This is a genomic window from Vibrio chanodichtyis (assembly GCF_028863985.1).
Classification (GTDB): Bacteria; Pseudomonadota; Gammaproteobacteria; order Enterobacterales; family Vibrionaceae; genus Vibrio; species Vibrio chanodichtyis.
Map to the genome: position 1 here is coordinate 115661 of NZ_JARBFT010000002.1, position 22003 is coordinate 137663.

General features: G+C 47.2%; 16 protein-coding genes. 11 read left to right on the plus strand and 5 right to left on the minus strand.

Annotation, left to right across the window (positions count from 1 at the left end):
* Positions 1–15: 15 nt before the first annotated feature.
* Entirely contained in the window at positions 16–900 is an 885-nt protein-coding gene (locus PUN32_RS02625) for a LysR family transcriptional regulator (protein ID WP_274721641.1), read from the minus strand.
* A 201-nt stretch (positions 901–1101) separates the two neighbouring features.
* Between PUN32_RS02625 and PUN32_RS02630 the strand changes: the two genes are divergently transcribed.
* The 3 genes from PUN32_RS02630 to PUN32_RS02640 all read left to right on the plus strand — a co-directional run bounded on the left by PUN32_RS02630 (position 1102) and on the right by PUN32_RS02640 (position 5897).
* Positions 1102–2181, plus strand: coding sequence for an alpha/beta hydrolase (locus PUN32_RS02630; RefSeq protein ID WP_274721642.1), 1080 nt, complete (start codon positions 1102–1104; stop codon positions 2179–2181).
* A 627-nt stretch (positions 2182–2808) separates the two neighbouring features.
* A complete protein-coding gene (locus PUN32_RS02635) occupies positions 2809–3915 on the plus strand; it encodes a PEGA domain-containing protein (RefSeq protein ID WP_166015197.1) in 1107 nt (368 codons plus the stop codon).
* A 161-nt stretch (positions 3916–4076) separates the two neighbouring features.
* Positions 4077–5897: an SUMF1/EgtB/PvdO family nonheme iron enzyme gene (locus PUN32_RS02640; RefSeq protein WP_274721643.1), complete on the plus strand. Its 1821-nt coding sequence runs from the start codon at positions 4077–4079 to the stop codon at positions 5895–5897.
* A 118-nt stretch (positions 5898–6015) separates the two neighbouring features.
* Here the strand turns inward: PUN32_RS02640 and pdxH are convergent, their stop codons facing one another.
* Complete coding sequence (gene pdxH, locus PUN32_RS02645) at positions 6016–6651, minus strand: pyridoxamine 5'-phosphate oxidase (protein WP_166015199.1); 636 nt, start codon at positions 6649–6651, stop codon at positions 6016–6018.
* A gap of 278 nt (positions 6652–6929) precedes the next feature.
* Between pdxH and PUN32_RS02650 the strand changes: the two genes are divergently transcribed.
* Genes PUN32_RS02650 through PUN32_RS02665 form a run of 4 tightly spaced genes read left to right on the plus strand, consistent with a single transcriptional unit; the run spans position 6930 to position 13036 of the window.
* Positions 6930–8321 (plus strand): HlyD family type I secretion periplasmic adaptor subunit, encoded by a 1392-nt coding sequence (locus tag PUN32_RS02650; protein WP_274721644.1) that lies wholly within the window; start codon positions 6930–6932, stop codon positions 8319–8321.
* 7 nt (positions 8322–8328) lie between these two features.
* Positions 8329–8991, plus strand: a complete 663-nt coding sequence (locus PUN32_RS02655) for a transglutaminase-like cysteine peptidase (protein WP_274721645.1) — start codon at positions 8329–8331, stop codon at positions 8989–8991.
* A gap of 5 nt (positions 8992–8996) precedes the next feature.
* The gene (locus PUN32_RS02660; RefSeq protein WP_274721646.1) at positions 8997–10910 is read left to right on the plus strand and encodes a bifunctional diguanylate cyclase/phosphodiesterase; all 1914 of its coding nucleotides are present in this window, start codon (positions 8997–8999) and stop codon (positions 10908–10910) included.
* Between the two features lie 14 nt (positions 10911–10924).
* Positions 10925–13036 carry a type I secretion system permease/ATPase gene (locus PUN32_RS02665; protein ID WP_274721647.1) on the plus strand — a complete coding sequence of 704 codons (2112 nt, stop codon included), beginning with the start codon at positions 10925–10927 and terminating at the stop codon, positions 13034–13036.
* A 108-nt stretch (positions 13037–13144) separates the two neighbouring features.
* Here the strand turns inward: PUN32_RS02665 and PUN32_RS02670 are convergent, their stop codons facing one another.
* Positions 13145–14815: a DUF342 domain-containing protein gene (locus PUN32_RS02670; RefSeq protein WP_274721648.1), complete on the minus strand. Its 1671-nt coding sequence runs from the start codon at positions 14813–14815 to the stop codon at positions 13145–13147.
* A 343-nt stretch (positions 14816–15158) separates the two neighbouring features.
* Here PUN32_RS02670 and PUN32_RS02675 point away from each other — a divergent pair, with 343 nt between their 5' ends.
* From PUN32_RS02675 to PUN32_RS02690, 4 genes are read left to right on the plus strand one after another with little or no spacing between them, the layout of a single operon-like run.
* Positions 15159–16691, plus strand: a complete 1533-nt coding sequence (locus PUN32_RS02675; RefSeq protein ID WP_274721649.1) for an ABC transporter substrate-binding protein — start codon at positions 15159–15161, stop codon at positions 16689–16691.
* Positions 16684–17643, plus strand: a complete 960-nt coding sequence (locus tag PUN32_RS02680) for an ABC transporter permease (protein WP_166015206.1) — start codon at positions 16684–16686, stop codon at positions 17641–17643. Before PUN32_RS02675 ends, PUN32_RS02680 begins: the two co-directional genes overlap by 8 nt.
* The gene (locus PUN32_RS02685) at positions 17640–18431 is read left to right on the plus strand and encodes an ABC transporter permease (RefSeq protein WP_274721650.1); all 792 of its coding nucleotides are present in this window, start codon (positions 17640–17642) and stop codon (positions 18429–18431) included. The genes PUN32_RS02680 and PUN32_RS02685 overlap by 4 nt, the downstream gene beginning before the upstream one ends.
* The gene (locus PUN32_RS02690) at positions 18428–19810 is read left to right on the plus strand and encodes an ABC transporter ATP-binding protein (protein WP_274721651.1); all 1383 of its coding nucleotides are present in this window, start codon (positions 18428–18430) and stop codon (positions 19808–19810) included. Before PUN32_RS02685 ends, PUN32_RS02690 begins: the two co-directional genes overlap by 4 nt.
* 83 nt (positions 19811–19893) lie before the next feature.
* Here PUN32_RS02690 and PUN32_RS02695 read toward each other — a convergent pair whose 3' ends face one another.
* Together PUN32_RS02695 and PUN32_RS02700 are read right to left on the minus strand one after the other, a co-directional pair.
* Positions 19894–21270: a sensor histidine kinase gene (locus tag PUN32_RS02695; RefSeq protein WP_274721814.1), complete on the minus strand. Its 1377-nt coding sequence runs from the start codon at positions 21268–21270 to the stop codon at positions 19894–19896.
* Between the two features lie 61 nt (positions 21271–21331).
* A complete protein-coding gene (locus tag PUN32_RS02700) occupies positions 21332–21988 on the minus strand; it encodes a response regulator (protein ID WP_274721652.1) in 657 nt (218 codons plus the stop codon).
* Positions 21989–22003 lie beyond the last annotated feature (15 nt).

Below are 22003 nucleotides of genomic sequence, written 5' to 3' on the forward strand. Positions count from 1 at the left end.
CGCGCGACACCGTATTCAGAGCTTTAGTGCATCGATTACCACTCTTAATGCGGGTGAGACATTACGATGAGGGTAATAAAGATACTGTCCTGCCAAACGGTGGCTATAAGATTTCAATACTTGGATTAAAGTACCGCGCTCTAATTCATCAGCCACTAACTCCTTCGGAACATACGCCAGCCCAAGCCCCATTTTTGCCGCTTCAGCTTCCATGTAACTATCAGAGAATACCCAGCTCTTCTGTGGCTGATGCTTGATGAGATTGCCCTGCTGCCACAATTCCCAGTGGTAAAGAGAGCCATCAGCAAACTGGTAAGCAATACAGGGATGGGCAGCCAGATCGGCCGGTGTATGCGGAAATCCGTAGTGTAAAAAATGCGCCGGAGTGGCGACTATTGCCATCTCCAAATCAGCGCTGATCCGTACGGCCACCATTCCCTCATCAACTTCATCTCCCAAACGAACCCCAGCATCAAAACGTTCATCGATGATGTTCACAAAACGGTTTTCACTGATCAGCTCTAGCTGAATATCTGGGTAACGTTGTCGAAAAATAGCCAGTTTAGGCAGTAACACCTTATCGATAGCGTGTTGACTGGCATTGATACGCACTGTACCAGAAGGGATGTCACGATAATGAGCCAGCGTAGCCAGACCGGTATCTAATGACTGGAAACCACTCTGAACCGAACGATATAACTGTTCACCCGCTTGGGTCAGTGACTGACTACGGGTAGTGCGCATCAACAATTGCACCCCTAACCGCGCTTCTAACTCGCGAATCGTGCGACTGATCCCTGATTGAGCTAGCCCCAATCGAGCGGCCGCTTTGGTAAAACTGCCTTCGCGAGCAACCAGCATAAAAATGTGCAGATCATTATAGTTCTCACGGATTGTCATTTTTTACTCCACCATTGACTCACCAGCCTCTTAGTACCACGGGTTAAACGCTACATTCAGAACAAATACGCATGAATGTTATCATGAAATGGCCTCTAATCATGACGAATTGTTCTAGCTAGAATAAATTGGATGGGTGAATGGATTAACTAACCCACCTTATCACTACCGTTCAAAACTCCGAATGCAAGGAACTTTTCCATGACTATTCTTCCACATAAGCTGACAGCTATCGCATCTCACCTACTGCTAGGAGCTGCATTAACCGGAATTTCAACCATGAGCAATGCCCAAACGGCCCCAGCCCCGACCGATCCCGTCTCTATGGTGAGCGAATGGGATAAAATCTTTGCCCAAAGCGCTCACGTTGAGCATCGTAAGGTCACCTTCAAAAATCGTTATGGCATCACCCTAGTTGCCGATCTTTACCTGCCCAAAAACCGTGGAGAAGGCAAATTGGCAGCGATTGCCCTTGGCGGTCCGTTTGGCGCAGTGAAAGAGCAATCCAGTGGTCTCTACGCACAAACTCTGGCAGAACGCGGTTTTATCACGCTGGCATTTGATGCCTCCTATACCGGAGAAAGTGGTGGTCAGCCACGCAATGTCGCCTCACCAGATATTAATACGGAAGATTTTAGCGCTGCGGTTGATTTTCTTGGCCTACAACCCGAAGTTGACCGTAATCGTATCGGTATTATAGGGATCTGTGGTTGGGGTGGCATGGCGCTCAATGCAGCAGCCGTAGACACACGAATCAAAGCTGTAGTAACCAGTACTATGTACGATATGACCCGTGTTATGTCTAAAGGCTATAACGACAGTATGCCCCTAGAACAACGCACCAAAATCCTGCAACAAATGAGTGAACAACGCTGGCAAGACGCGGAAAATGGTACGCCTGCCTATCAACCAGCCTACAACGCAAATCTTAAGGGTGATGAACCTCAATTTATGGTCGATTATCACAACTATTATATGACCAAACGCGGCTACCATCCGCGCTCAGTCAACTCAGGTAATGCTTGGACGCAAACCACGCCAATCTCATTTATGAATATGCCGATCATGAGCTATATCCAAGAGATTTCACCACGTCCAATCCTGCTGGTGCATGGTGAAAATGCTCACTCACGTTATTTCAGTGAGACCGCTTATGCCGCGGCAAGTCAACCCAAAGAACTCTACATCGTCAATGGTGCTAACCACGTCGATCTATATGACCAAGTAGATAAAATCCCATTTGGCAAGATTGAACAATTCTTTAAAACCAATCTTAAGTAACCATTAGTAACGCAGCGCACTCCGCGCTGCATTATTTGATGGCGAATAACACCACTAATTAGGGCCGTTCTCATTCTGTCATCGACCTCAATAGTTTGACTATTTCAGCCAACTGATCCCGACTCTTAATGTTATCCATTTAAGCGACAAAAGTTTGGCAATCAGAGCATGATTTGCGACATCATCAGCATACAATCGGGTGATATCCCTCTCACTGATCAACGCGATTTCATGATCAGATTGCAAATTCTCTGCACACGAAATAATAACCGCCGATCATCAAACATAATCAATCAGACACATAAAACCTGAGTTTAGAGACGGTAACTGACTTAACTTCTTATCTCGGAACAATGATCAAGCGCACATAAATTACGGTCAATGTGTACTCAATTTAAAAAACGTTAAAGTGGATCGGAAAACTCAGCTTGCATATTTTTCTAATCTGCTCAAAATGAAAATACTTAGTTCTAAAGTTTAAAAAATCAGTCACCTAATGTATGACTAGAGATGACTTTGAACTAAGAGGAATAATATTTGCATTGAATAATTCAGCTATCAACAAAGCTGTCAAAATTTTGTCTTTCCCACTTTTTGTGGCTAAACGTAAATGTGTTGCAGGGACCTATGATTAAACGCCGTATCCCAGCGCTATTGCTTGCGCTATTCCCTCTATGGGTATCTGCATCGGTGTACGCCGAGGAGGTCACTCAAGTTGACCCCGTTGTGGCTATCGATGAAAAATTGAGTAATAAACAGAACGAAATCAACGCAATTATCACCGACTACGAAGTAGAAAGTGCTAAGTTGCAACAGTTGAAAAATGAGCAAAGCCGATTGAAACGTGAAGGCGAAGAGTTAAACGCCAAGCGTAATCGGGCCAAGTCCGAGTTGGATAAGCAGTATACCCGTCTTCTCGAAGATCCCGACACCGACTTAGTCACCTTCCAAAAACGCTATCAAGAAGCTTGGAATACGCTAAAAGGTAACCAATCACAAAAGTTAGACAACGACCAAGCTGTCACTGAAATTGAGATGCGTCTATCGCAGATTAAGCAAAGACAAGCTCGTTTGAACACGGAGCTAACCAATTTGGAAGAGTCCAAAATTGAAGCACGTGTCAAGCGGTTAGCCACTGAATTACGTGAAAGTAATGTGTTGGAAACCAGCTTCAAAACCAGTTGCTCAACCAACATGACCTTAGGTGAATGTGCCAGTCAAGGACAGCATCTGACCAAACAGAAAGCGGTCAAGACCTTTCGTGATAAGCTGATCAGCAATTTAACCGAATCCGTGATCGCCAACCGCAATCTCAAAGGTGTTGAACTCAATATTCACATTCAAGAAAGTCAGATGATCCGCTCTGGTTTCGAAGGTAACAACGAATATTTCACGCTGATGCAAGCTCAACTGCAGGCCAAACCCGAAGCGATAGCCGCTTGTAAGCTGCTCAACGTTGAAACACGTTACTGCTTACAAGGAAAATCAGGGTCAACCGCACAGAAAAAGCAAGATAAACAGTGGGCAAATGTGACCGTTCGTTCTGATCAATACAATGATTCAGTAACCATTAACGGCATCAACTATGGCAGTACACCGGTTGAATTAGTATTACCGGCTGGCCGCCATCAGGTGACGTTATCCAAAGAAGGTTATGAAACCTACAATCGTATGGTTACGGTCAGCGGTAATGATACGGTATGGGTCAAACTGAGACCGAATAAAGACAGTTAATGGCATAAAATATCCATAATTTTTTGCCGAGATTCACAAACTTGTCGATAAAACGCCATTTTGTCATTAAGTTATTGAAAGATGACTTCAGACAAAATGGCGTTTTCGTTTAGAATGCTCATAACTTAGACTTAATTTCCTAATTTGAAGTAGACACCACCATGCGACAAGGGATTCCCGCTCTATTATTAGCACTGTCACCTTACTTAGTGGCAGCCCCCGTGCTGGGAGAGGAAATCGCCTCTTCTGTGCTTGCGATTGATGATGCGCTGTTTAGCAAACATACCGAGCTGCAAAAGGCTAGCGATACGACCCAACTTCAGAAAACCGTTATCAATAACCAACAGTCTGAGTTGAATCGGTTGGATCAACAAGCTAAAGCCTTGCAAACCTTGCTTAACACAGCTAAAACCAATCTTGAGCGTGATTATCAAAAAATGATTGATGAACCTGATCTGGATATCAGTCCATCACAAAATGCGTATCAAGCCGCCTGGACGGAGGTCAAACAAAATCAAATTGTTCGCCTCGATGCCGAACAGAAACTGCAAGAAATGCAGAGTGTATTCGCTCAATACCAAGCTCAGCAGCAAACCATCGAACAGAGTATCGCTCAACTCCAGCAACAGAGAATGCGCGCACGGGTGGCGAGATTGCGTGAAGAGCTACAGCGTTCAGGTGAGCAAAAAATCGCGATTACCAATCTGTGTAGTGCAGAGATGACCCTTGCACAATGCAACAAACAAACCACCGACCTCGCTTTGCAAAAAGCGGTCAACCAATTCCAACTTTGGCTGATTGATCAAAGCAGTGAAACCAGCATCATCAAACCACAACTGCATAATGTATCGCTCAACATTCACCTACTCAAACACGCTGTGGTGGAGTCTGGTTTTTATGACGGTATGCAATTTAGAAGCCTCATCACTGCCCAGCTTGAAGCGCGCCCAGCCAAAAATGTCCCTTGCAAGCTGCTCAATATTGAATCGCAATACTGTTTTGACCCCGGTCAAGGCGAGGCGGAACAACAGCAAAAAGAAGTGGCTTGGATTAACTTATCGCTGCGTTCCAATCAACATGGCGATCGCGTGACTATTGATGGGGTTAATTACGGCAACACCCCTGTAGAAGTGATGCTACCGGCCGGTAACCATCGGATTAAAATTGAAAAAGAGGGATTTCGCACCTTCGAACAAGAAGTCACTATCACCTCAGATCATACTTTGCGGGTCAATTTGCATGAAAGATCTAATCCACTGCGTGCTGGGCATAAATTTGCCGATTCAGTAAAAGGCAAAGTTACGCCACCAGAAGTGATCACACTGCTGCCAGGACAATACCTGTTAGGAGAAAACGCCGCGCAACAATACCACCTTGATCATGCTTTCGCACTCAGCGCGACGCCAGTCACCGTGGCTCAGTTTGAAAACTTCATCAATCAAACCCAATACCAAACCGACGCTGAGCTGAAAAATCTCTGTATTGCAGTTAATCAATCCGAAGTGACTCCGATCGCAGACAGCAACTGGCGTACCCCTGGATTTCAACAAAACCCAAATGCTCCCGTCGTATGCGTTAGTCAAAATGATGCCAAAGCTTATGCCAACTGGCTCTCCAAGCAAACCGGATTCACCTATCGATTGCCGAGTGAAGAAGAGTGGGAAATTGCCGCACGGGCTGGCAGCAAAACCGATTATTGGTGGGGCAATCAATTTGGGGCAGGTAAAGCCAACACGGGCTGGGCTGGCACCACTTGGTCAAATCGCAGTACATCTCCGGTAAAAACCTTCTCGCCAAACTCATTAGGGTTTTACGATATGGTCGGCAATGTATGGGAATGGACCAATGATTCACGTGGCTTAGTCAAAGGTGGCGCGTGGAGCTTTTCACCGGAAATGGCGAAAGCTCATAGTCAACTTTTTGTTGGCCCCACCACCGCAGCTAACTATGTCGGTTTTCGTCTACTCCGTGAGTTAAAATAAGCGCTAAGCTAACTGACCAACATACAAAAGGGGGAATTATCCCCCTTTGTTGATTTTAGTTGATCATGCTTTTGTGTCATCTAGTCTTCGCCGACCTCAGCCATGACACACCGCGGTACTATGGCGCCAGTCGATCCACCTGCCAGGTTTGATCTTGACGCGAATATAAGAAGCGATCGTGTAGTCGGTGTTCGCCTCCTTGCCAAAATTCAATGCTGTGCGGTTTGATCCGATACCCGCCCCAAAAACTAGGCACCGGAATTTCCCCATTGGCAAATTTCTGCTTAAGTTCAAGATATTTGCCTTCCAAAATACCACGGGCGGAAATTCGGCGACTTTGATGACTGGCAATCGCGGCAATCTGGCTCTCTTTCGGACGCGAAGTAAAATATTTGATGTTTTCTAATGTGGTTAGCTTTTCTGCTACCCCAGTAATATGCACTTGTCGTTCTAAAGGGTGCCAAGGAAAGTGAAGACTCACTTTACTATTTTGGGCAATATGCTCCGCTTTACGGCTGGCCAAATTAGTGTAAAACACAAACCCGGCATCATCGACATTTTTAAGTAGCACAATACGTTGAAATGGCTGGCCATTTTCATCCACCGTTGCCACCGTCATCGCCGTCGGATCGGATAAATTAGCCGCGATCGCCTGCTGTAGCCAATGATTAAACTGATCAATCGGGTTAGTCTGTAAATCTTTTCTTCTTAGCCCACCATGAATGTATTCACGACGAATATCTGAAAGATCCATTGCTGCTCCTCACTCATTTTTGCCCGATTGTGCGCTGATCCTACTGATAACTCAAGTGACCATCGATTGCATCAACCTGCCAGGTGACAACAAAAAAGTTCAAATTCACTAAAATTATTAACCTGTTAAATAGGCCTTTTGCTGTAGATAGCATATTCTTAACAATTATAAACACCAATAATAAAATCAACCGACTAAGCATACCACATCCGGTTGCGGTCACGGCCCAATCCTGCATCCATTGCGAGTAGGCACGGCTGGTGAAACAGGAACCCATTATGAGCCATCACAGTTATCACAAGCTCAGCGACGAAGAACTCGATTATGTGGACGACAAAACGGCCGCATTACTACTGAATACTCCACGTAGTGCACAGATCATGCTATGGGTGATGGTGGCATTTTTCGTGTTGGCCCTGCTTTGGTCGGCGTGGGCAGAAATTGATCAAGTCACGGTTGGTCAAGGTAAAGTAGTCCCCTCTTCGCAAATTCAGGTCATTCAAAATTTAGAAGGTGGACTCGTTAAACAAATTCTGGTGCATGAAGGTCAGCAAGTACAAAAAGGTCAGCAGTTAATCCTGATCGACGATACCCGTTTTCGTTCAGATTTTCGTGAACGTGAACAGCAGGTCGCCAACTTAACGGCCACGGTATTACAGCTTTCCGCCTCACTCGCTAGTGTGATCCTTGATGAGGAAGTTGACGAAAAAAATTGGGCCAATAGCGTGCGTTTGGATTATACCAAACTCACCTTCCCTAATGAGTTGAGTAGCTCAGAGCCTGAGCTGGTCGAGCGTCAACGTAACCAGTATCGACAAGATTTGGATAATTTACGCAACCAATTATCGGTCATTTCACAGCAAATTACCCAAAAACAACAAGATCTGATTGAAGCGCAAGCTCGTGTGGCAAATTTGCGCCAAGGTTATGATTTTGCGAAAAAAGAACTGGAGATCACCGAGCCTCTCGCCAATGAAGGCGTAGTACCAAAAATCGAATTGCTCAAACTACAACGACAACTCAACGATACCCGGCGCGAATTAACCTCAACTGAACTCAAAATTCCGGTGCTTAAAGCCGCCGTTCGCGAAGCGATGCTCAGCCGCATCAACGCCGCACAAAAATTCCGCACCGAACAACAAGATAAACTCAATCAAGAACAAGATAAACTCTCAGCGCTTACCGAATCAACTGTCGGGCTGGAAGATAAAGTGAACCGTACCGTGGTCATATCACCAGTTACCGGCACGGTAAAAACCCTGTATGTGAATACGGTAGGCGGCGTCATTCAACCAGGCATGAATATTATTGAAATTGTGCCAACCGAAGATACCTTGTTGGTTGAAGCACAAATTGCACCGCAAGACATCGCTTTCCTGCGCCCACAATTGCCAGCGATTGTAAAATTTAGTGCTTACGATTTTACTCGATACGGCGGTTTAGAAGGCACGTTAGAGCACATCAGTGCCGATACCACCCAAGATGAGAAAGGCAATAGCTTCTACCTTGTCCGTGTGCGTACGAAAGAAACCACTTTTGGTCACGATAAGAATTTGCCGATCATCCCTGGGATGACCGCCTCGGTCGATATTATTACTGGCAAAAGAACGGTACTAGCTTATCTGCTCAAGCCGATTTTAAGTGCGCAAAATAATGCACTAAGAGAATAATCGGCGCATGAAACATTGGATTGTTCTGTGGTTAGCGATTGGCGTCTCCTCATTCGCGGCGGAGCTTAATCCCCAAGAGCAGCAGTGGATCAATGCCGTGCAAGCCACTTACGGCCCTAGGGCGGGCTTGCGGGTAAAGACTTGGCGGCACGCCATCGCACAATGGGCAACGCTGTCAGAACAAGAACAATTACCCGCGGTCAACGCATTTTTTAACCAACTCAATTTCATTAATGATATTGAGCTGTGGGGAGTAAAAGATTACTGGGCAACTCCGCTAGAGTTTCTCGGCAGTAATGCCGGAGACTGTGAAGATTTCACAATTGCGAAGTATTTCTCACTGCTGGAACTCGGTGTATCGGATAAAAAACTGCGTCTCGTGTATGTTAAAGCGATAGAACTAAACCAATTTCATATGGTGTTGGCATATTATGCCACCCCACGTTCGGAGCCGGTTATTTTGGATAACATCAATCCACAACTCAAACCGGCTTCAACTCGCCAAGACTTACTGCCAATTTACAGCTTTAATGGTAAGAGTTTGTGGCTAATGAAATCCCATCGCGGCCAATGGGCGGGCGATGCTTCCAGACTCAGTTTATGGAATGACTTAAGAGCTCGAGAACGCTCACTTAAATTGAATAAACCTCTAGTTAGCTATGATGAGTAGGCACTATGACGCTATACAAACAACTTGTCGCCGGGATGATCGCGGTGTTTATTTTGTTGTTGATTGCGGTTTTCAGCATCCAATTCAACACCACCCGTAACAGCCTTGAGCAACAACAACGCTCTGACGTCAATAATACCATCAATACCGTGGGCTTAGCTTTGGCTCCTTATTTGCAACAAAAGGACACCGTTGCCGTCGAGTCGGTGATCAATGCACTGTTTGATGGCAGTAGCTATTCCGTGGTGAGATTGATCTTCCTTGATGATGGCCATGAGATCCTGCGCAGCTACCCGCTTCAGCCAAATACCGTTCCGAACTGGTTTACTCAACTGCCTTTATTTGCACCGATTCATGATCGACGCGTGGTCACAAGCGGTTGGATGCAATTGGCGGAAGTCGAAATCGTTAGCCACCCAGGGCCAGCCTATGCCCAACTATGGGATGCTTTGCTCGACCTATGTACTGCTTTTGTCGCAATGTTAATGCTGGGGATGTTAGCGGTCGCTTGGCTATTAAAACGCGCTTTGCGACCACTACAACTGATCGTCAACAAGATGGAACTGGTCGCTAACAATCAATTTGGTGCACCGCTGCCGCGTCCTAACACACAAGATTTGATTTCCGTGGTTGACGGTATCAATAAGATGTCTGAACAGGTCGAAAACGCCTTTAAATCACAAGCCAAAGAGGCGCAGCAACTGCGTGAACGGGCTTATCTTGATCCGATTTCCCAATTAGGTAACCGCGCTTATTATATGAGTCAATTAAGCAATTGGCTGACCGAAAGTGGCGTGGGTGGCGTGGCTATTTTGCAAGCCGAGTTTATCCAAGAGTTGCATGAGACAAAAGGCTACCAAGCGAGTGATGGCATGATACGAGAACTGGCCGATCGCCTGAAAAACTCGATCACCACCAAAGATATCTTACTGGCCCGCATCTCAACCTATGAGTTTGGGATCATCATGCCCAATATGGATCACAGTGAACTCAAAATTGTCGCTGATAGCATGATCAGCTGTATCGAAAACATTAATCCCGATCCCACTGGATTGGGTAAAACCCATCTTGCGCTGGGTGTCGTGGTCAGTAACAAGCGTCAATCGTCTAACACGCTATTACTCTCTTTATTGGATAATGCACTGGCGAAAGCGAAAGCGAACCCTGAATTGAAATATGGCTTCATTAATAGTGATACCGATAAAGTCATCTGGGGTAAACAGCAGTGGAAAACGCTGGTCGAAGAAGCAATCCATAACGATGGCTTCACGCTACGCTTTCAAGCCGCCAACAACAGTTGGGGACAAACCTTTCATCGCGAAGTGTTCTCTGCGTTTGAGAAAGATGGGGTGCGCTACCCAGCCAACCAATTCCTATTTGCGCTTGAACAGCTGCATATCAGTCACTTATTTGATCAATACATCATTGAAAAAGTGATCGCGGTACTAGAACAAGGCGAGCAGACTGAACCGTTAGCCATCAACATCGCTCAGGGCAGTCTCTCTCAAGCGAGTTTTATTCGCTGGATAAGCCAAATCCTCGCCAAACACCCAGCCATTGCCAGTTGGCTGCATTTCGAGATCCCTGAAAACTGTTTTATTCATCAGCCACATTACACGGCTCTATTTTGTCACGCAGTACGCAGCGCAGGGGCCGATTTTGGCGTCGATAACTACGGGCGTCACTTCCAGTCTCTGGACTATATCAATGAATTTCGCCCCAAATACGTCAAACTTGATTACCTTTTCACCCACCATTTGGATGATGAACGGCAAACCTTCACCCTAACCTCCATCTCCCGTACTGCACATAACTTAGGCATCACGACCATTGCATCACGGGTTGAAACCCAGACTCAGCTCGATTTTCTCTCAGAACATTTTATTGAAGTCTTTCAAGGCTTTATTGTTAATAAATAACCAAGGTCAAAGGCATGCAAGATACGTTACTCAATTCGCTGCTGTACGTAAGCCGTTATTATGGGCTAGCCAATTCGCCTGAAGCGCTGATCAATGGCCTACCGTTGACAGAAGGTCGACTCACGCCTTTTCTTTTTCCTCGTTCCGCAGAAAGAGCTGGGCTGATCGCGAAAGAAAACCGCGCCGCGTTAGAGGCCATCCCCCAATTAGTTTTTCCGGTAATCTTGCTGCTCAAAGGCGGTGAAGCTTGCGTACTCAACAGCATTAATCAAGCCACCCAAGAAGCGGAAATCGTCACCGCAGAATCGGGCATGGTGCCCGTCGCTTATTCAATAAGTGATCTACAACAACGCTATATTGGCCGCTACTTTATGGTCAAAAAGCAGTTTCGTTTTGATGAACGTTCACCCGAAATACTCAAGTCGAATGAGGGTCATTGGTTCTGGAGTACCATTTATCAATCCAAACACATCTATCGAGATGTGTTGATTGCCTCGATCCTAATCAATCTATTTGCGATTGCCGCGCCGATGTTTTCACGCATTGTGTATGACAAAGTGATCCCCAACTTAGCCTTTGAAACTCTGTGGGTACTTTCCAGCGGAATTTTAGTGATCTTTCTGTTCGACTTTATCTTCAAAATGCTGCGCAATTACTTCATTGATGTAGCAGGCAAAAAATCTGACATCCTGATTTCTTCCAAGCTGTTTAGCAAAGTGATGGGCATTCGCATGGAGGCTCGCCCCCCTTCGGTGGGAGCTTTTGCACGTCATTTGCAAGAATTTGAATCGATTCGCGAATTTTTTACCTCTGCCACCATCTCAGCGCTGATTGATTTACCCTTTGCACTGCTGTTTTTGCTGTTGATCGGCTTAATGGCCGGACATCTGGTCTGGGTGCCAATTATTGGTGTGCTGATGTTGGTGGTTTACTCACTACTGATGCAAGCCCGATTAAGACGCGCGATAGAAGAAGGTTCCAAACTTGCCTCACAAAAATACGCCAATCTGATTGAAAGCTTAACTGGCTTAGAAACAGTGAAACTGTTTGGCGCACAAGGACAGTTCCAATACCGCTGGGAAGAAGCGGTGGCACATATGGCCAACTGGAATATTAAAAGTCGTCGCATTACCGATAGCATTCAAAACACCGCAGGATTTATTCAGCAAGCGGCGAATATTGGTATGATCATTGTTGGGGTCTACCTGATTTCCAATGGTGACTTAACCATGGGCGGATTGATTGCCGCCACCATGCTCAGTGGTCGAGCCACCGGCCCACTGGTACAACTTTCGCTGCTTTCGACGCGCTACAACCAAGCCAAATCATCGATGACCATCATTGAGCAGATAATGGCAATGCCGGATGAGCAAGAGCAAGGTAAACGTTATATTCATCGCCCAATCATTCAAGGCAAAATTGAACTCGATCGCGTCACATTTCATTACCCCAATTCCCCTATCGCTTCCGTACGTGACCTCAGTCTAACCATCAATCCGGGAGAAAAAGTCGCGATTATTGGTCGAATTGGCTCCGGCAAAACCACTCTTGAGCGGCTGATCATGGGACTTTATAAACCAACGGAAGGCCATGTGCGCATCGATGATACCAATATTGCCCAACTGCACCATATCGATATTCGGCGCAATATTGGTTGTGTACCACAAGACAGCGTCCTGTTTTACGGCTCGATCCGCGACAATATTACCCTCGGTCGCCCACTCGCTGATGATCGTGAGGTGATGGATGCCGCCAACCGGGCTGGGGTCACAGTATTTACTCAACAAGATCCCGCCGGTCTAGAGCGCCAAGTTGGCGAAGGCGGTATGCTGCTCTCGGGTGGCCAACGGCAAACCGTTTCGATTGCACGAGCCCTACTCGGCCGACCACCAGTGCTACTGATGGATGAACCAACCAGCGCGATGGACAACCGCTCAGAAATGCACATTAAACAGCAACTCAGTCAATTAAAGCCGAGCGAAACGCTGATCCTGATCACCCATAAAACCTCGATGCTGGATGTGGTCGATCGCGTAATTGTGATGGAAAAAGGGGGAATTATTGCTGATGGTCCAAAGCATGAAGTGCTTAACGAGCTACGCCAAGGAAATGTGCGGGTGGTGTAATAATGGAAGCGGAGTAAGCAACGGTTCGCTGCGATAGTGTCAGATCATCACGCGGGAAACGACGCCCAGCGAAAATTAGCGTTCAACCGCACACCTCGCGAGGCGAGATTAAATACCGATATCTTCCGCCTCTAAGCGTGACGATAATTTAATCTCGCGCTGATTAAAGCTAAAAATCGAGGCACCATGCTCACGTTTGGTCAATACTTTCTCATCACCAAATTGAATGGTGACATGGGTAAAGGTTTTATTTTTCGCTTCTACCGTGTTTTCCTGTAACTGCCGATCAAACTCTTCATTTAGCGTATCTAACGCGAGTTTAATTTTTTCCATCTGACTGGACGCTTGCGCTTTACTCTGCTCGAGCTGTTGTGTTTCTTCATCGCTACGCTCATTTTTAGGGCGTTTTTTCAGCTCGATTTCACGCCGAACCAACGCCATCGTGGTATCTTGCGCCTGTTTGTACAGCTCTTTATGTTGGTTGAGCCGATCTTTATAGTTTTGGTAGCGAGCAAACGCCTCAACATGTGTCGCGGTATCACCCTCAACCCCAAGATTAAAACACAGGATTTTACCACCCACTTTCGCGCTACCGGCACTTAATGTACCTTGAGTCATTTTGCGGTCAAGCACGGTTAAATCATTACCACAGCGGATAATATTACCAATACTATGCACGCTGATATGAATTGAATCTGCCGCTTGTAACTCGACATATTGTGCGTAATTGGCGCGAATGTTGGCCCCCGCTTTGACAATGCAACTGCGCTCGCTATCATCGGTGACCATACGCCCAATAATACCTTTACCGACCTCAATATCACCTTGTGCCTGAACATTGGCCGATTCAATAAAACCACCCACTTTGATCGAGCCCGTCGCCCGCACAATCATGCCTGGTTCAATATCACCGGCAATCATGATATTCCCTTTAAAACGGATATGCCCGGTCGCCACACTGACATGGTTTAAGCAAAGCGCGCTATCAACTTCAATGGTATTTTTTTTGATCAGCGGCATTCCCGCTTGACTGGCGAGTAATAGATTAGGATCGGTCGGCGAGATATGTGTCCCTTTGCCAGCCACCAGCGGGAACTCTTTGCCAGGCTGAGGTTGAATCAGTTTACCTTGAACTGTGTAGCCTATTTCGCCTTGGGTCGCGGGTAAACGGCGCATCACCGGATCGTTTTCACTCACCGTGATGGTGGCACCAAGATTGCGCATATCCAGTTTGTTTTCACCCGCTTTTTGCTGGGGACGCAAAATACGCTTAGCCACATCTTCCACTAAGGGCACAAATTGACTATCACGACCTTGGATTGGCGCTTTGCCTCGCGCCACAGGTTGAATAAATTCATCACCCGGCGCTAATTGGTTGCTGACCAATAACACTTTTTTTAGCGCCAGTTTGTTAATGCCTTTCAGCACTTTAGCTTGCGCTAGAGCATGTACTAACTCATTACCACGCAAACCGCGACCGCCGTATGCTCCTGTCACCTGCATGCTGGCCAACATATCATTTTCGCCCAGCACCACACGCACCATTGCATTACGTACTTCTGCAATCACTACCCCTTCAAAAGCGGTACCTTGGGCTTGTTTAGCGGCATTGATAAACCGAGTGACCGCCTCCTCACATACAAACAGTTTTCCGGCCGCGATTTGGGCCAAAGCCACTGGCAATTCACTACGGTCAAACTCTTTTGCCATTGATTGCGCCGCCAATTTGGCGACGATTTGTTTGCGATCGGGCGTGAATTCCAGAATATCTTTCCACATAACACTTATCTTTTACAGCAGCGGACCTTCATGCTTTAAGTGTATAAGAAGAAAGCCGATCTCCAAACTGTCCAGCCTGCAAAGTCAGGCTTAGGTCACTATGTCACTCCCTCTCGGTGACTTAAATCGAAAGAAAAACACCGTCCGATCTGGCACCTAGCGAAGATCAAAGATTACCCGATCACGGATTGCCAAGCTGGCTAGGTTTGCTGTCATCCCCATCCGCCATGCCATCGATTGCCCGCAAATAATTTCCGATGACCAACAGGTTTATATAGACATGATTTTTATTCTCATGTTTAATTGTTATGTTATAACATTTTATTTGATTGAGGATATTTGCATGAAGATACTGAGGTTGCTCAGTCTAATGTTACTGCTAGGCGGAGTAGGATTATGGTTTACCCACCATGATTCAGGCTCAGCAACGCTGGAACTCTCCGGCCCTTTTGAGTTCAACAGTCAAGATTTGGTTAAAGATGGCTACCTATTTTCACGCCTACAAGTGGTGGAAGCTTTAGTCGGTATCAATCAAAACTCGCAACCTTATCCTTTGCTAGCCACCCGTTGGAGCGTCAGTGAGGATGGCTTAGTATGGCGTTTTGATGTGCGCCCAGCGGTACGATTTCATGATGGCAGCTTACTTTCTGCCTCTGCGGTCGCCACCTCCCTGAACCATGCACTGAATAAACCCGGCATCATTCAGCAAGCGCCGATCAAAACTATCCGCTCGCAAGATGATCAGCTGATTATTGAGTTAAATAACGTATATCGCCCGCTGCCTGCGATGCTGGCCCACTACTCATTAGCGATCGCGGCAGCGAGCTCTTATGATGCCAGCGGCAACATCATTCAACTTGCTGGTACTGGGCCTTATCAAATTGCCCAGTTACAGGCACCGCATAAAGCCAGCGTGACTCGCTTTACCGATTATTGGGGCCAGCCTGCCAGTATCGAGCACGTCAACTACTTAACTGGGCACCGCTCAGAAAGCCGAGCGTTATTAGCCCAAACAGGGCAAGCGGATCTGGTCTACAGCCTCGATCCGATCAGCATCCCTGCGCTGCAACAGAGCAAAAATCTCGATCTTCATATTGAATCGATGCCGCGTACGGTGCTGATCAAGCTCAATAATCAACATCCCCTGATCAATCACGCGGAGGTACGGCAAGCGATCAGTTTAGCCATTGATCGTCAAGGTATTGCGCAATCGGTACTGAAATTGCCCAGTTCAGAGGCATACCAATTATTCTCGCCCGCTCTGCAAGCGTGGCATTTAGCTCAGTACACCCCACCGCAACGTGATCTGGCCAGTGCACAAGCGCTGCTGGCCAAGCAAGGTTGGACGCTGAATCCGCAAGGTTTACTCGAACGAGAAGGGCAATTATTTGAAATTCAACTGCTGACTTACGCCGATCGACCAGAGCTGCCTCTGATTGCCACGGCACTGCAAGCACAGCTCAAAGAGGTGGGCATTCAAGTCAATATTTCGGTGGATAATTCCAGCGCGATCCCAGCTAAACACCATGATGGCAGCTTACAAATGGCGCTGATTGCACGCAATTTCGGCATCATCGCCGATCCCTTGCCTTTACTGCTGAACGATTTTGCGACCCACCAAGGTTCAGATTGGGGGCCAACCAATTGGTCATCTGCACAATTTAGCCAATTGCTGACTGAACTGACCATCGAGCCAGATAACACACGCTACCAACAGTTGGTGACACAAGCTGCCCAATTACTGGCTGACGAGATGCCACTTATCCCCGTCACTGATTATCGTGAGATTGTTGCGGTGAATAAACGTGTGCGTGGTTTCTCTTTCGATCCCTTTGAAATTAACTACCGCGTCGCACAGATGAGTTTCCATGACTAAAATACTTTTACACCGTTTTTACCAAGCCCTGTTGGTGGCTTGGTCCGTAGGTACTCTCACCTTTATCTTAATGCGCTTGATCCCCGGTGATGTGGCTTATCGAATCGCCGCCGGGCGTTATGGCTACGATTACGTCAATGCCCAAGCGGCATTAGCAGTACACAGTGAACTCGGCTTGGATCGCTCGGCGTGGCAACTTTATTTACAGTGGTTATGGGATTTACTGCATCTCAATTTAGGGAATTCGTTGATCAGTAATCAGCCGGTCATCGATGCGCTGACCCATAACATCGGCCATAGCTTGCTACTGGCTGGAGCGGCAACACTGGTTTCGCTGCTGATCGCGATCCCAATTGGCGTGTATTGTGGTAAACGCACTCAGCAATGGGCGGATCATTTCGCGCTGCTGATCTCAATTATTATTAAAGCGCAGCCGATTTTCTTGATCGGTTTAGGGCTCGTGATCTTATTCGCTTTACAGCTCAATTGGTTACCTGTGGCAGGTTTTGGTCAGCCCAAGTTTCTGGTTTTGCCAGCGCTCGCTTTAGCTTTGGGGATGGCGGCGATGTCGAGTCGCATCATCCGCAACTCAACTGCCCAAGTGCTGCGCTCACCTTACTATGCTTTTGCGCGTTTAAAAGGCTTAGATCCGCAGCAAGCTTTTCAGCGCCATGCACAGCGTAATATCGCACTGCCGGTGATCGCCTTTGTCGGCATTCAAGCGGTGAGTTTAGTCGAAGGCATTGTGATGATTGAATCGCTGTTCTCTTGGCCGGGGGTCGGCCATGCCTTATCTCATGCAATTTTTCAGCGTGATATTCCGATGATCCAAGGCTGTGCTCTGTTGATGGGATTACTGTTTGTCGCACTCAATACCTTGGTCGATTTAACGCAATATGCGTTAGATCCGCGCTTACATTTACACCATTCACTCGCAGAGGCCAAAAAATGAAGCTTCATCTATCAAAATCACAATGGCTTGGCCTTGGACTACTGCTATTTCTGCTCAGTTTGGTGTGTATTGAACAGCTCGTTTACCAGGGCGACCCGGCCAAACAAGATTTGCAGCAAGCTTTGGCTACGCCCACTTGGCAAGAGCCATTGGGCACCGATCATTATGGGCGCAGTAATTTTGCCCGTTTAAGCTCGGCGATCACCACCTCACTCAGCATGGCGATCGCCTGTGTAGTGAGCTCTGCTTCACTCGGCTTAATCACTGGCATCATTGCGGCATGGAAAGGCGGATGGTGGGACAGAAGCTTTGCTTGGTTGCTCAATGTACTGCTGGCCATGCCCGGCTTAATTTTGGTATTGCTGTTTGGGGCCATTTTGCCCGGCTCTTTTTTCATGCTCTATCTCGCCATCGCGTTAATGCTGTGGGTCGAATATTTCCGGGTGGTACGCAGTAAAACCCTCACTTTATTGCAGCAGCCACAAATCCAAGCCTCACGCTTGTATGGTTTCAACGCTTGGTATTTATTTCGCCGTCATCTGTGGCCAGAACTGCGTGAAGATCTCTTTACTCTGGGCTGCTTTGGCGCTGGTAATGCTATTTTAGCACTCGCTTCGATCGGCTTCCTTTACGTTGGGCTTAAGCCGCCACAAGCCGAATTAGGCATGATGATGGTCGAACTGTTTCGCTATTATCACCAAGCACCTTGGGTGCTCGCACAACCGATTGTGGTGGTGTTTATTTTGGTTTTAAGTTTTCAACTGCTGGCAAAAGGAAAAATCTCGTGACGGCGCTTCTCTCTGTACAACAGCTTTCCATCACTCATCGGCAAGCGACGTTAGTCGAAAGCTTATCGTTTGATTTACACCACCATCAAGCGCTAACGATTTTAGGTGAAACGGGATCGGGTAAAAGTTTGCTCGCCAATGCCATCATCGGCAATCTACCGGCCGAGCTCAACGGCCAAGGTCAGATCCGGTTATTTGATCAATATCAGCATCAGCGTACACCAGCACAACGTGAAGCGCTATGGGGTAAACAACTGGCGGTACTGCCACAAGAGCCTTGGCACGCGTTAAATCCGATCATGCCCGCTGGCGAACAAGTTTCAGAAGTGCATCAACTGGTCATGGGCAATCGAACCAGCCATGAAAAACTAACCACCGAAGCTTTTCAACACGTTGAATTAGAGGGCGATCAGCGTAAATACCCTCATCAGCTTTCAGGAGGTATGGCGCAGCGAGTCGCCTATTTATGTGCCACCCAGACCGCAGCGCCGATTCTGATCGCCGATGAACCGACCAAAGGCTTAGATGCCAGCCGCCGCGATCAAATCATCGCTCTGCTACAAGCGCAGTTGACCCATGGCGCGTTACTTACCATTACCCATGATATCGAAGTGGCAGAAAAACTGGGCGGGACGATCATGGTAATGCGTAAAGGGGTGATCCAAGAACAAGGGCCTGCACATCAAGTATTAAACCATCCGCAATCGGATTACACCAAAGCATTGATTAATGCCGACCCAAGACACTGGCCAAACACGCGATTGACACCAGTTGGCGAACCCTTGCTGAGGGTCGAAAAGCTTGCTATGCAGCGCGGGGATAAACGCTTATTTGATTCACTCAACTTCACTCTGCATGCGGGGGAGATTCTTGGGATTAGTGGCGACAGCGGTTGTGGAAAATCCACCCTTGCCGACCTATTACTTGGGCTCTTCAACCCCAGCGAAGGCACGGTACATCGCTTAGCCTCAATCCCTACTGGCAAAGCGCTCAAACTGTATCAAGATCCGCCGAGTGCCGTCACCAAAAGTGTTAGCTTACGCACCTTATTGGATGATGTTTGCCAACGCCATCGAGTCGATGACAGCCAAATTCCGTACTTATTGCAGCGCTTAAAACTGTCGCCTGATTTGTTATCCCGTAAGGCCGATCAAGTATCTGGTGGGGAATTACAACGCTTTAATATTTTGCGTGCGTTGCTTGCTGAGCCGAAAATATTGGTCGCCGATGAACCGACCTCACGACTTGATCCGATCACCGCCGCCAGCACCTTGCAGTTGATTGTCGAATTAACCCAAGAGATTGGTTGTGCTTTGGTTCTGATCAGCCACGAACCAGTGGCACTGGAGAAAAATTGCCATCGGGTGATCACCTTGTAAGCCATATCACCGTGTAAACAATATCATCCGCTAGACCATACCACGCTTCAACACCAACGCCCTTGACCGAGCCCGACGCTTGATCAAGGGTGTTGGATTTGTGGTTTACACTGTAAATGCTGACCTTCAGCAAAACGCACCACAAACTGATTACGCCCTTCAGCTCGTGGCAACAGTATCACTTGCCCATGATGCGCCGCAGCAATATCGCGGCAAATCGACATCCCAAGCCCGGCACCATCGCCTTTTTGTGGGTTGGCCCGATAAAAGTTTTCAAACATTTTGTCACGGGTCACATCATCGATGGGCGGCCCGCTGTCGCTAACCGCAACTTCGATTACCTCCTGTTGCTGAGAGAGTAATACCTCAATCTGGCTAGCCGGACCCGAATAGCGGATCGCGTTGTCGAGCAGGTTTTTAAACAACACTGCGAGTAACAGTTCATCGCCCCATACCCAGAGCGTGGTTCCACTAAAACTGAGTTGTTGCTGCTGTTTAAATGCCATCGGAGCTAAGTCACTCATGACTTGCTTAATCACTCGACTTAAATCAATCGGCTGTTTGACCAAGTTAGTGCTACTTTCCACTTTAGCCAGCATCAATAGTTGCTGGATCAATCTATCCGTGCGTTGAATGCCTTTTAAAATACGCTGTAAATCCTGCTTAAGTTGCTCAGGGCTCGTGCTGGATAACGCATTTTCCGCATTCAGTTTCAGCACCGTTAATGGAGTTTTCAGCTCATGAGCCGCCATACGGGTGAAACGCTGCTCTCGCTGCCAAGCTAACTCTAATTCACCAAGCAGTTGATTGAGGGTTTCAACTAAAGGGGCGAGTTCGAGCGTTGGCTGCTCAACATAAATTCGGTCCAGTTTATGCACACTGCGCAGTGCCAGCGCCGATTTGAGATCTTGAATCGGCTGGAAACTACGCTCAATCAGCAGCATGAGTACGCCAATTAAGCAAACAACTAGCATCAGTTGTGGCAGTGCTGTCGACAAGGCAATCTGATTTATCGCTTCATCACGAATACTCTGTTTTTCTGCAACTAAAACATACGCTTTACTGTGATCTTCAATCGGATGGCTCAGTTGAAAAGAGCGCCAGCGAGTCCCCTCTAACCAAAGGTCGGCAAACCCTATCGAATCACGCCCTTTACTCAAAGCCGGCAAATTAATATCGGAGCTAAACAATAGCTGGCCATCACGATAAAACTGAAACAGCAGGTATTGCTCATAAGGATGACCAAACAGGGTGGCAGTATCGTCATCGGCTTTAGCTAAACGCTGAATATGCTGCATCCATAAATCAAAATATTCACGCTGCTGATGATCAAGCAATGGACTAGCGGGATCTGCGGTGGCCATCAGCAGTAACTTAGCCGATTGTCCAAGACTGGCGTCATACACCTCTGCGACTTCATGCCGTGCATTGAAATAGCTCAAACAGAGCGAAACCAGCATCAGCCCAAGACTCATCAACACTGATGTCAAGGTAAGGCGGCGTTTAATTGAAAATACGCGTTTATTTTTCAATCATATACCCCACACCACGCAGGTTTTTAATCACATGTTCTGGTAATTTTTTACGCAGATTATGGATGTGCACTTCCACAACGTTATCGCTGCTGGCTTCATCCCATCCATGTAACGCCTGTTGCAACTGCTCCTTGCTCAGCACTCGCCCAGCTTGGGTAATTAAGCTGGCTAAAATTTTATATTCATTGCGGGTTAATTTTAGCGCCTGCTGCGCATAGTAAATCTCTTGCTTGGAGAGCGACAGACTAAGCCCAGCAACTGAGATCAACGCTTCCGCGTTGCCAGTGCTGCGGCGAATGATCACCCGTAAACGGGCGAGCAACTCTTCCAACGCAAAAGGCTTACCGATGTACTCATCGGCACCACTATCTAACCCTTTGACTCGGTCGCGAATATCATCACGAGCAGTGAGGATCATCACCGGCAGTGTGTAACCCGCACGCCGGATCTGGCGCAGCACGTCTAAGCCATCCATATCCGGCAGGGTGAGATCCAATATAACGGCAATGAATTGCTCGGTTTTCAAGGTGCTAGCGACACCAGATCCGCGCACTAGCCAATCCACGGTATACCCTTGGCGACTTAACGCAGCTTGCATCGATTCGCCGAGTAGCGTGTCATCTTCCACCAATAATAAACGCATAGGTTATTTCAGGCT

Excerpts from the sequence above, each read along its gene's own strand:
- PUN32_RS02625 (WP_274721641.1), bottom strand. The coding sequence starts at position 900 with ATGACAATCCGTGAGAACTATAATGATCTGCACATTTTTATGCTGGTT.
- PUN32_RS02630 (WP_274721642.1), top strand. The coding sequence starts at position 1,102 with ATGACTATTCTTCCACATAAGCTGACAGCTATCGCATCTCACCTACTG.
- PUN32_RS02635 (WP_166015197.1), top strand. The coding sequence starts at position 2,809 with ATGATTAAACGCCGTATCCCAGCGCTATTGCTTGCGCTATTCCCTCTA.
- PUN32_RS02640 (WP_274721643.1), top strand. The coding sequence starts at position 4,077 with ATGCGACAAGGGATTCCCGCTCTATTATTAGCACTGTCACCTTACTTA.
- pdxH (WP_166015199.1), bottom strand. The coding sequence starts at position 6,651 with ATGGATCTTTCAGATATTCGTCGTGAATACATTCATGGTGGGCTAAGA.
- PUN32_RS02650 (WP_274721644.1), top strand. The coding sequence starts at position 6,930 with ATGAGCCATCACAGTTATCACAAGCTCAGCGACGAAGAACTCGATTAT.
- PUN32_RS02655 (WP_274721645.1), top strand. The coding sequence starts at position 8,329 with ATGAAACATTGGATTGTTCTGTGGTTAGCGATTGGCGTCTCCTCATTC.
- PUN32_RS02660 (WP_274721646.1), top strand. The coding sequence starts at position 8,997 with ATGACGCTATACAAACAACTTGTCGCCGGGATGATCGCGGTGTTTATT.
- PUN32_RS02665 (WP_274721647.1), top strand. The coding sequence starts at position 10,925 with ATGCAAGATACGTTACTCAATTCGCTGCTGTACGTAAGCCGTTATTAT.
- PUN32_RS02670 (WP_274721648.1), bottom strand. The coding sequence starts at position 14,815 with ATGTGGAAAGATATTCTGGAATTCACGCCCGATCGCAAACAAATCGTC.
- PUN32_RS02675 (WP_274721649.1), top strand. The coding sequence starts at position 15,159 with ATGAAGATACTGAGGTTGCTCAGTCTAATGTTACTGCTAGGCGGAGTA.
- PUN32_RS02680 (WP_166015206.1), top strand. The coding sequence starts at position 16,684 with ATGACTAAAATACTTTTACACCGTTTTTACCAAGCCCTGTTGGTGGCT.
- PUN32_RS02685 (WP_274721650.1), top strand. The coding sequence starts at position 17,640 with ATGAAGCTTCATCTATCAAAATCACAATGGCTTGGCCTTGGACTACTG.
- PUN32_RS02695 (WP_274721814.1), bottom strand. The coding sequence starts at position 21,270 with ATGCTGGTTTCGCTCTGTTTGAGCTATTTCAATGCACGGCATGAAGTC.
- PUN32_RS02700 (WP_274721652.1), bottom strand. The coding sequence starts at position 21,988 with ATGCGTTTATTATTGGTGGAAGATGACACGCTACTCGGCGAATCGATG.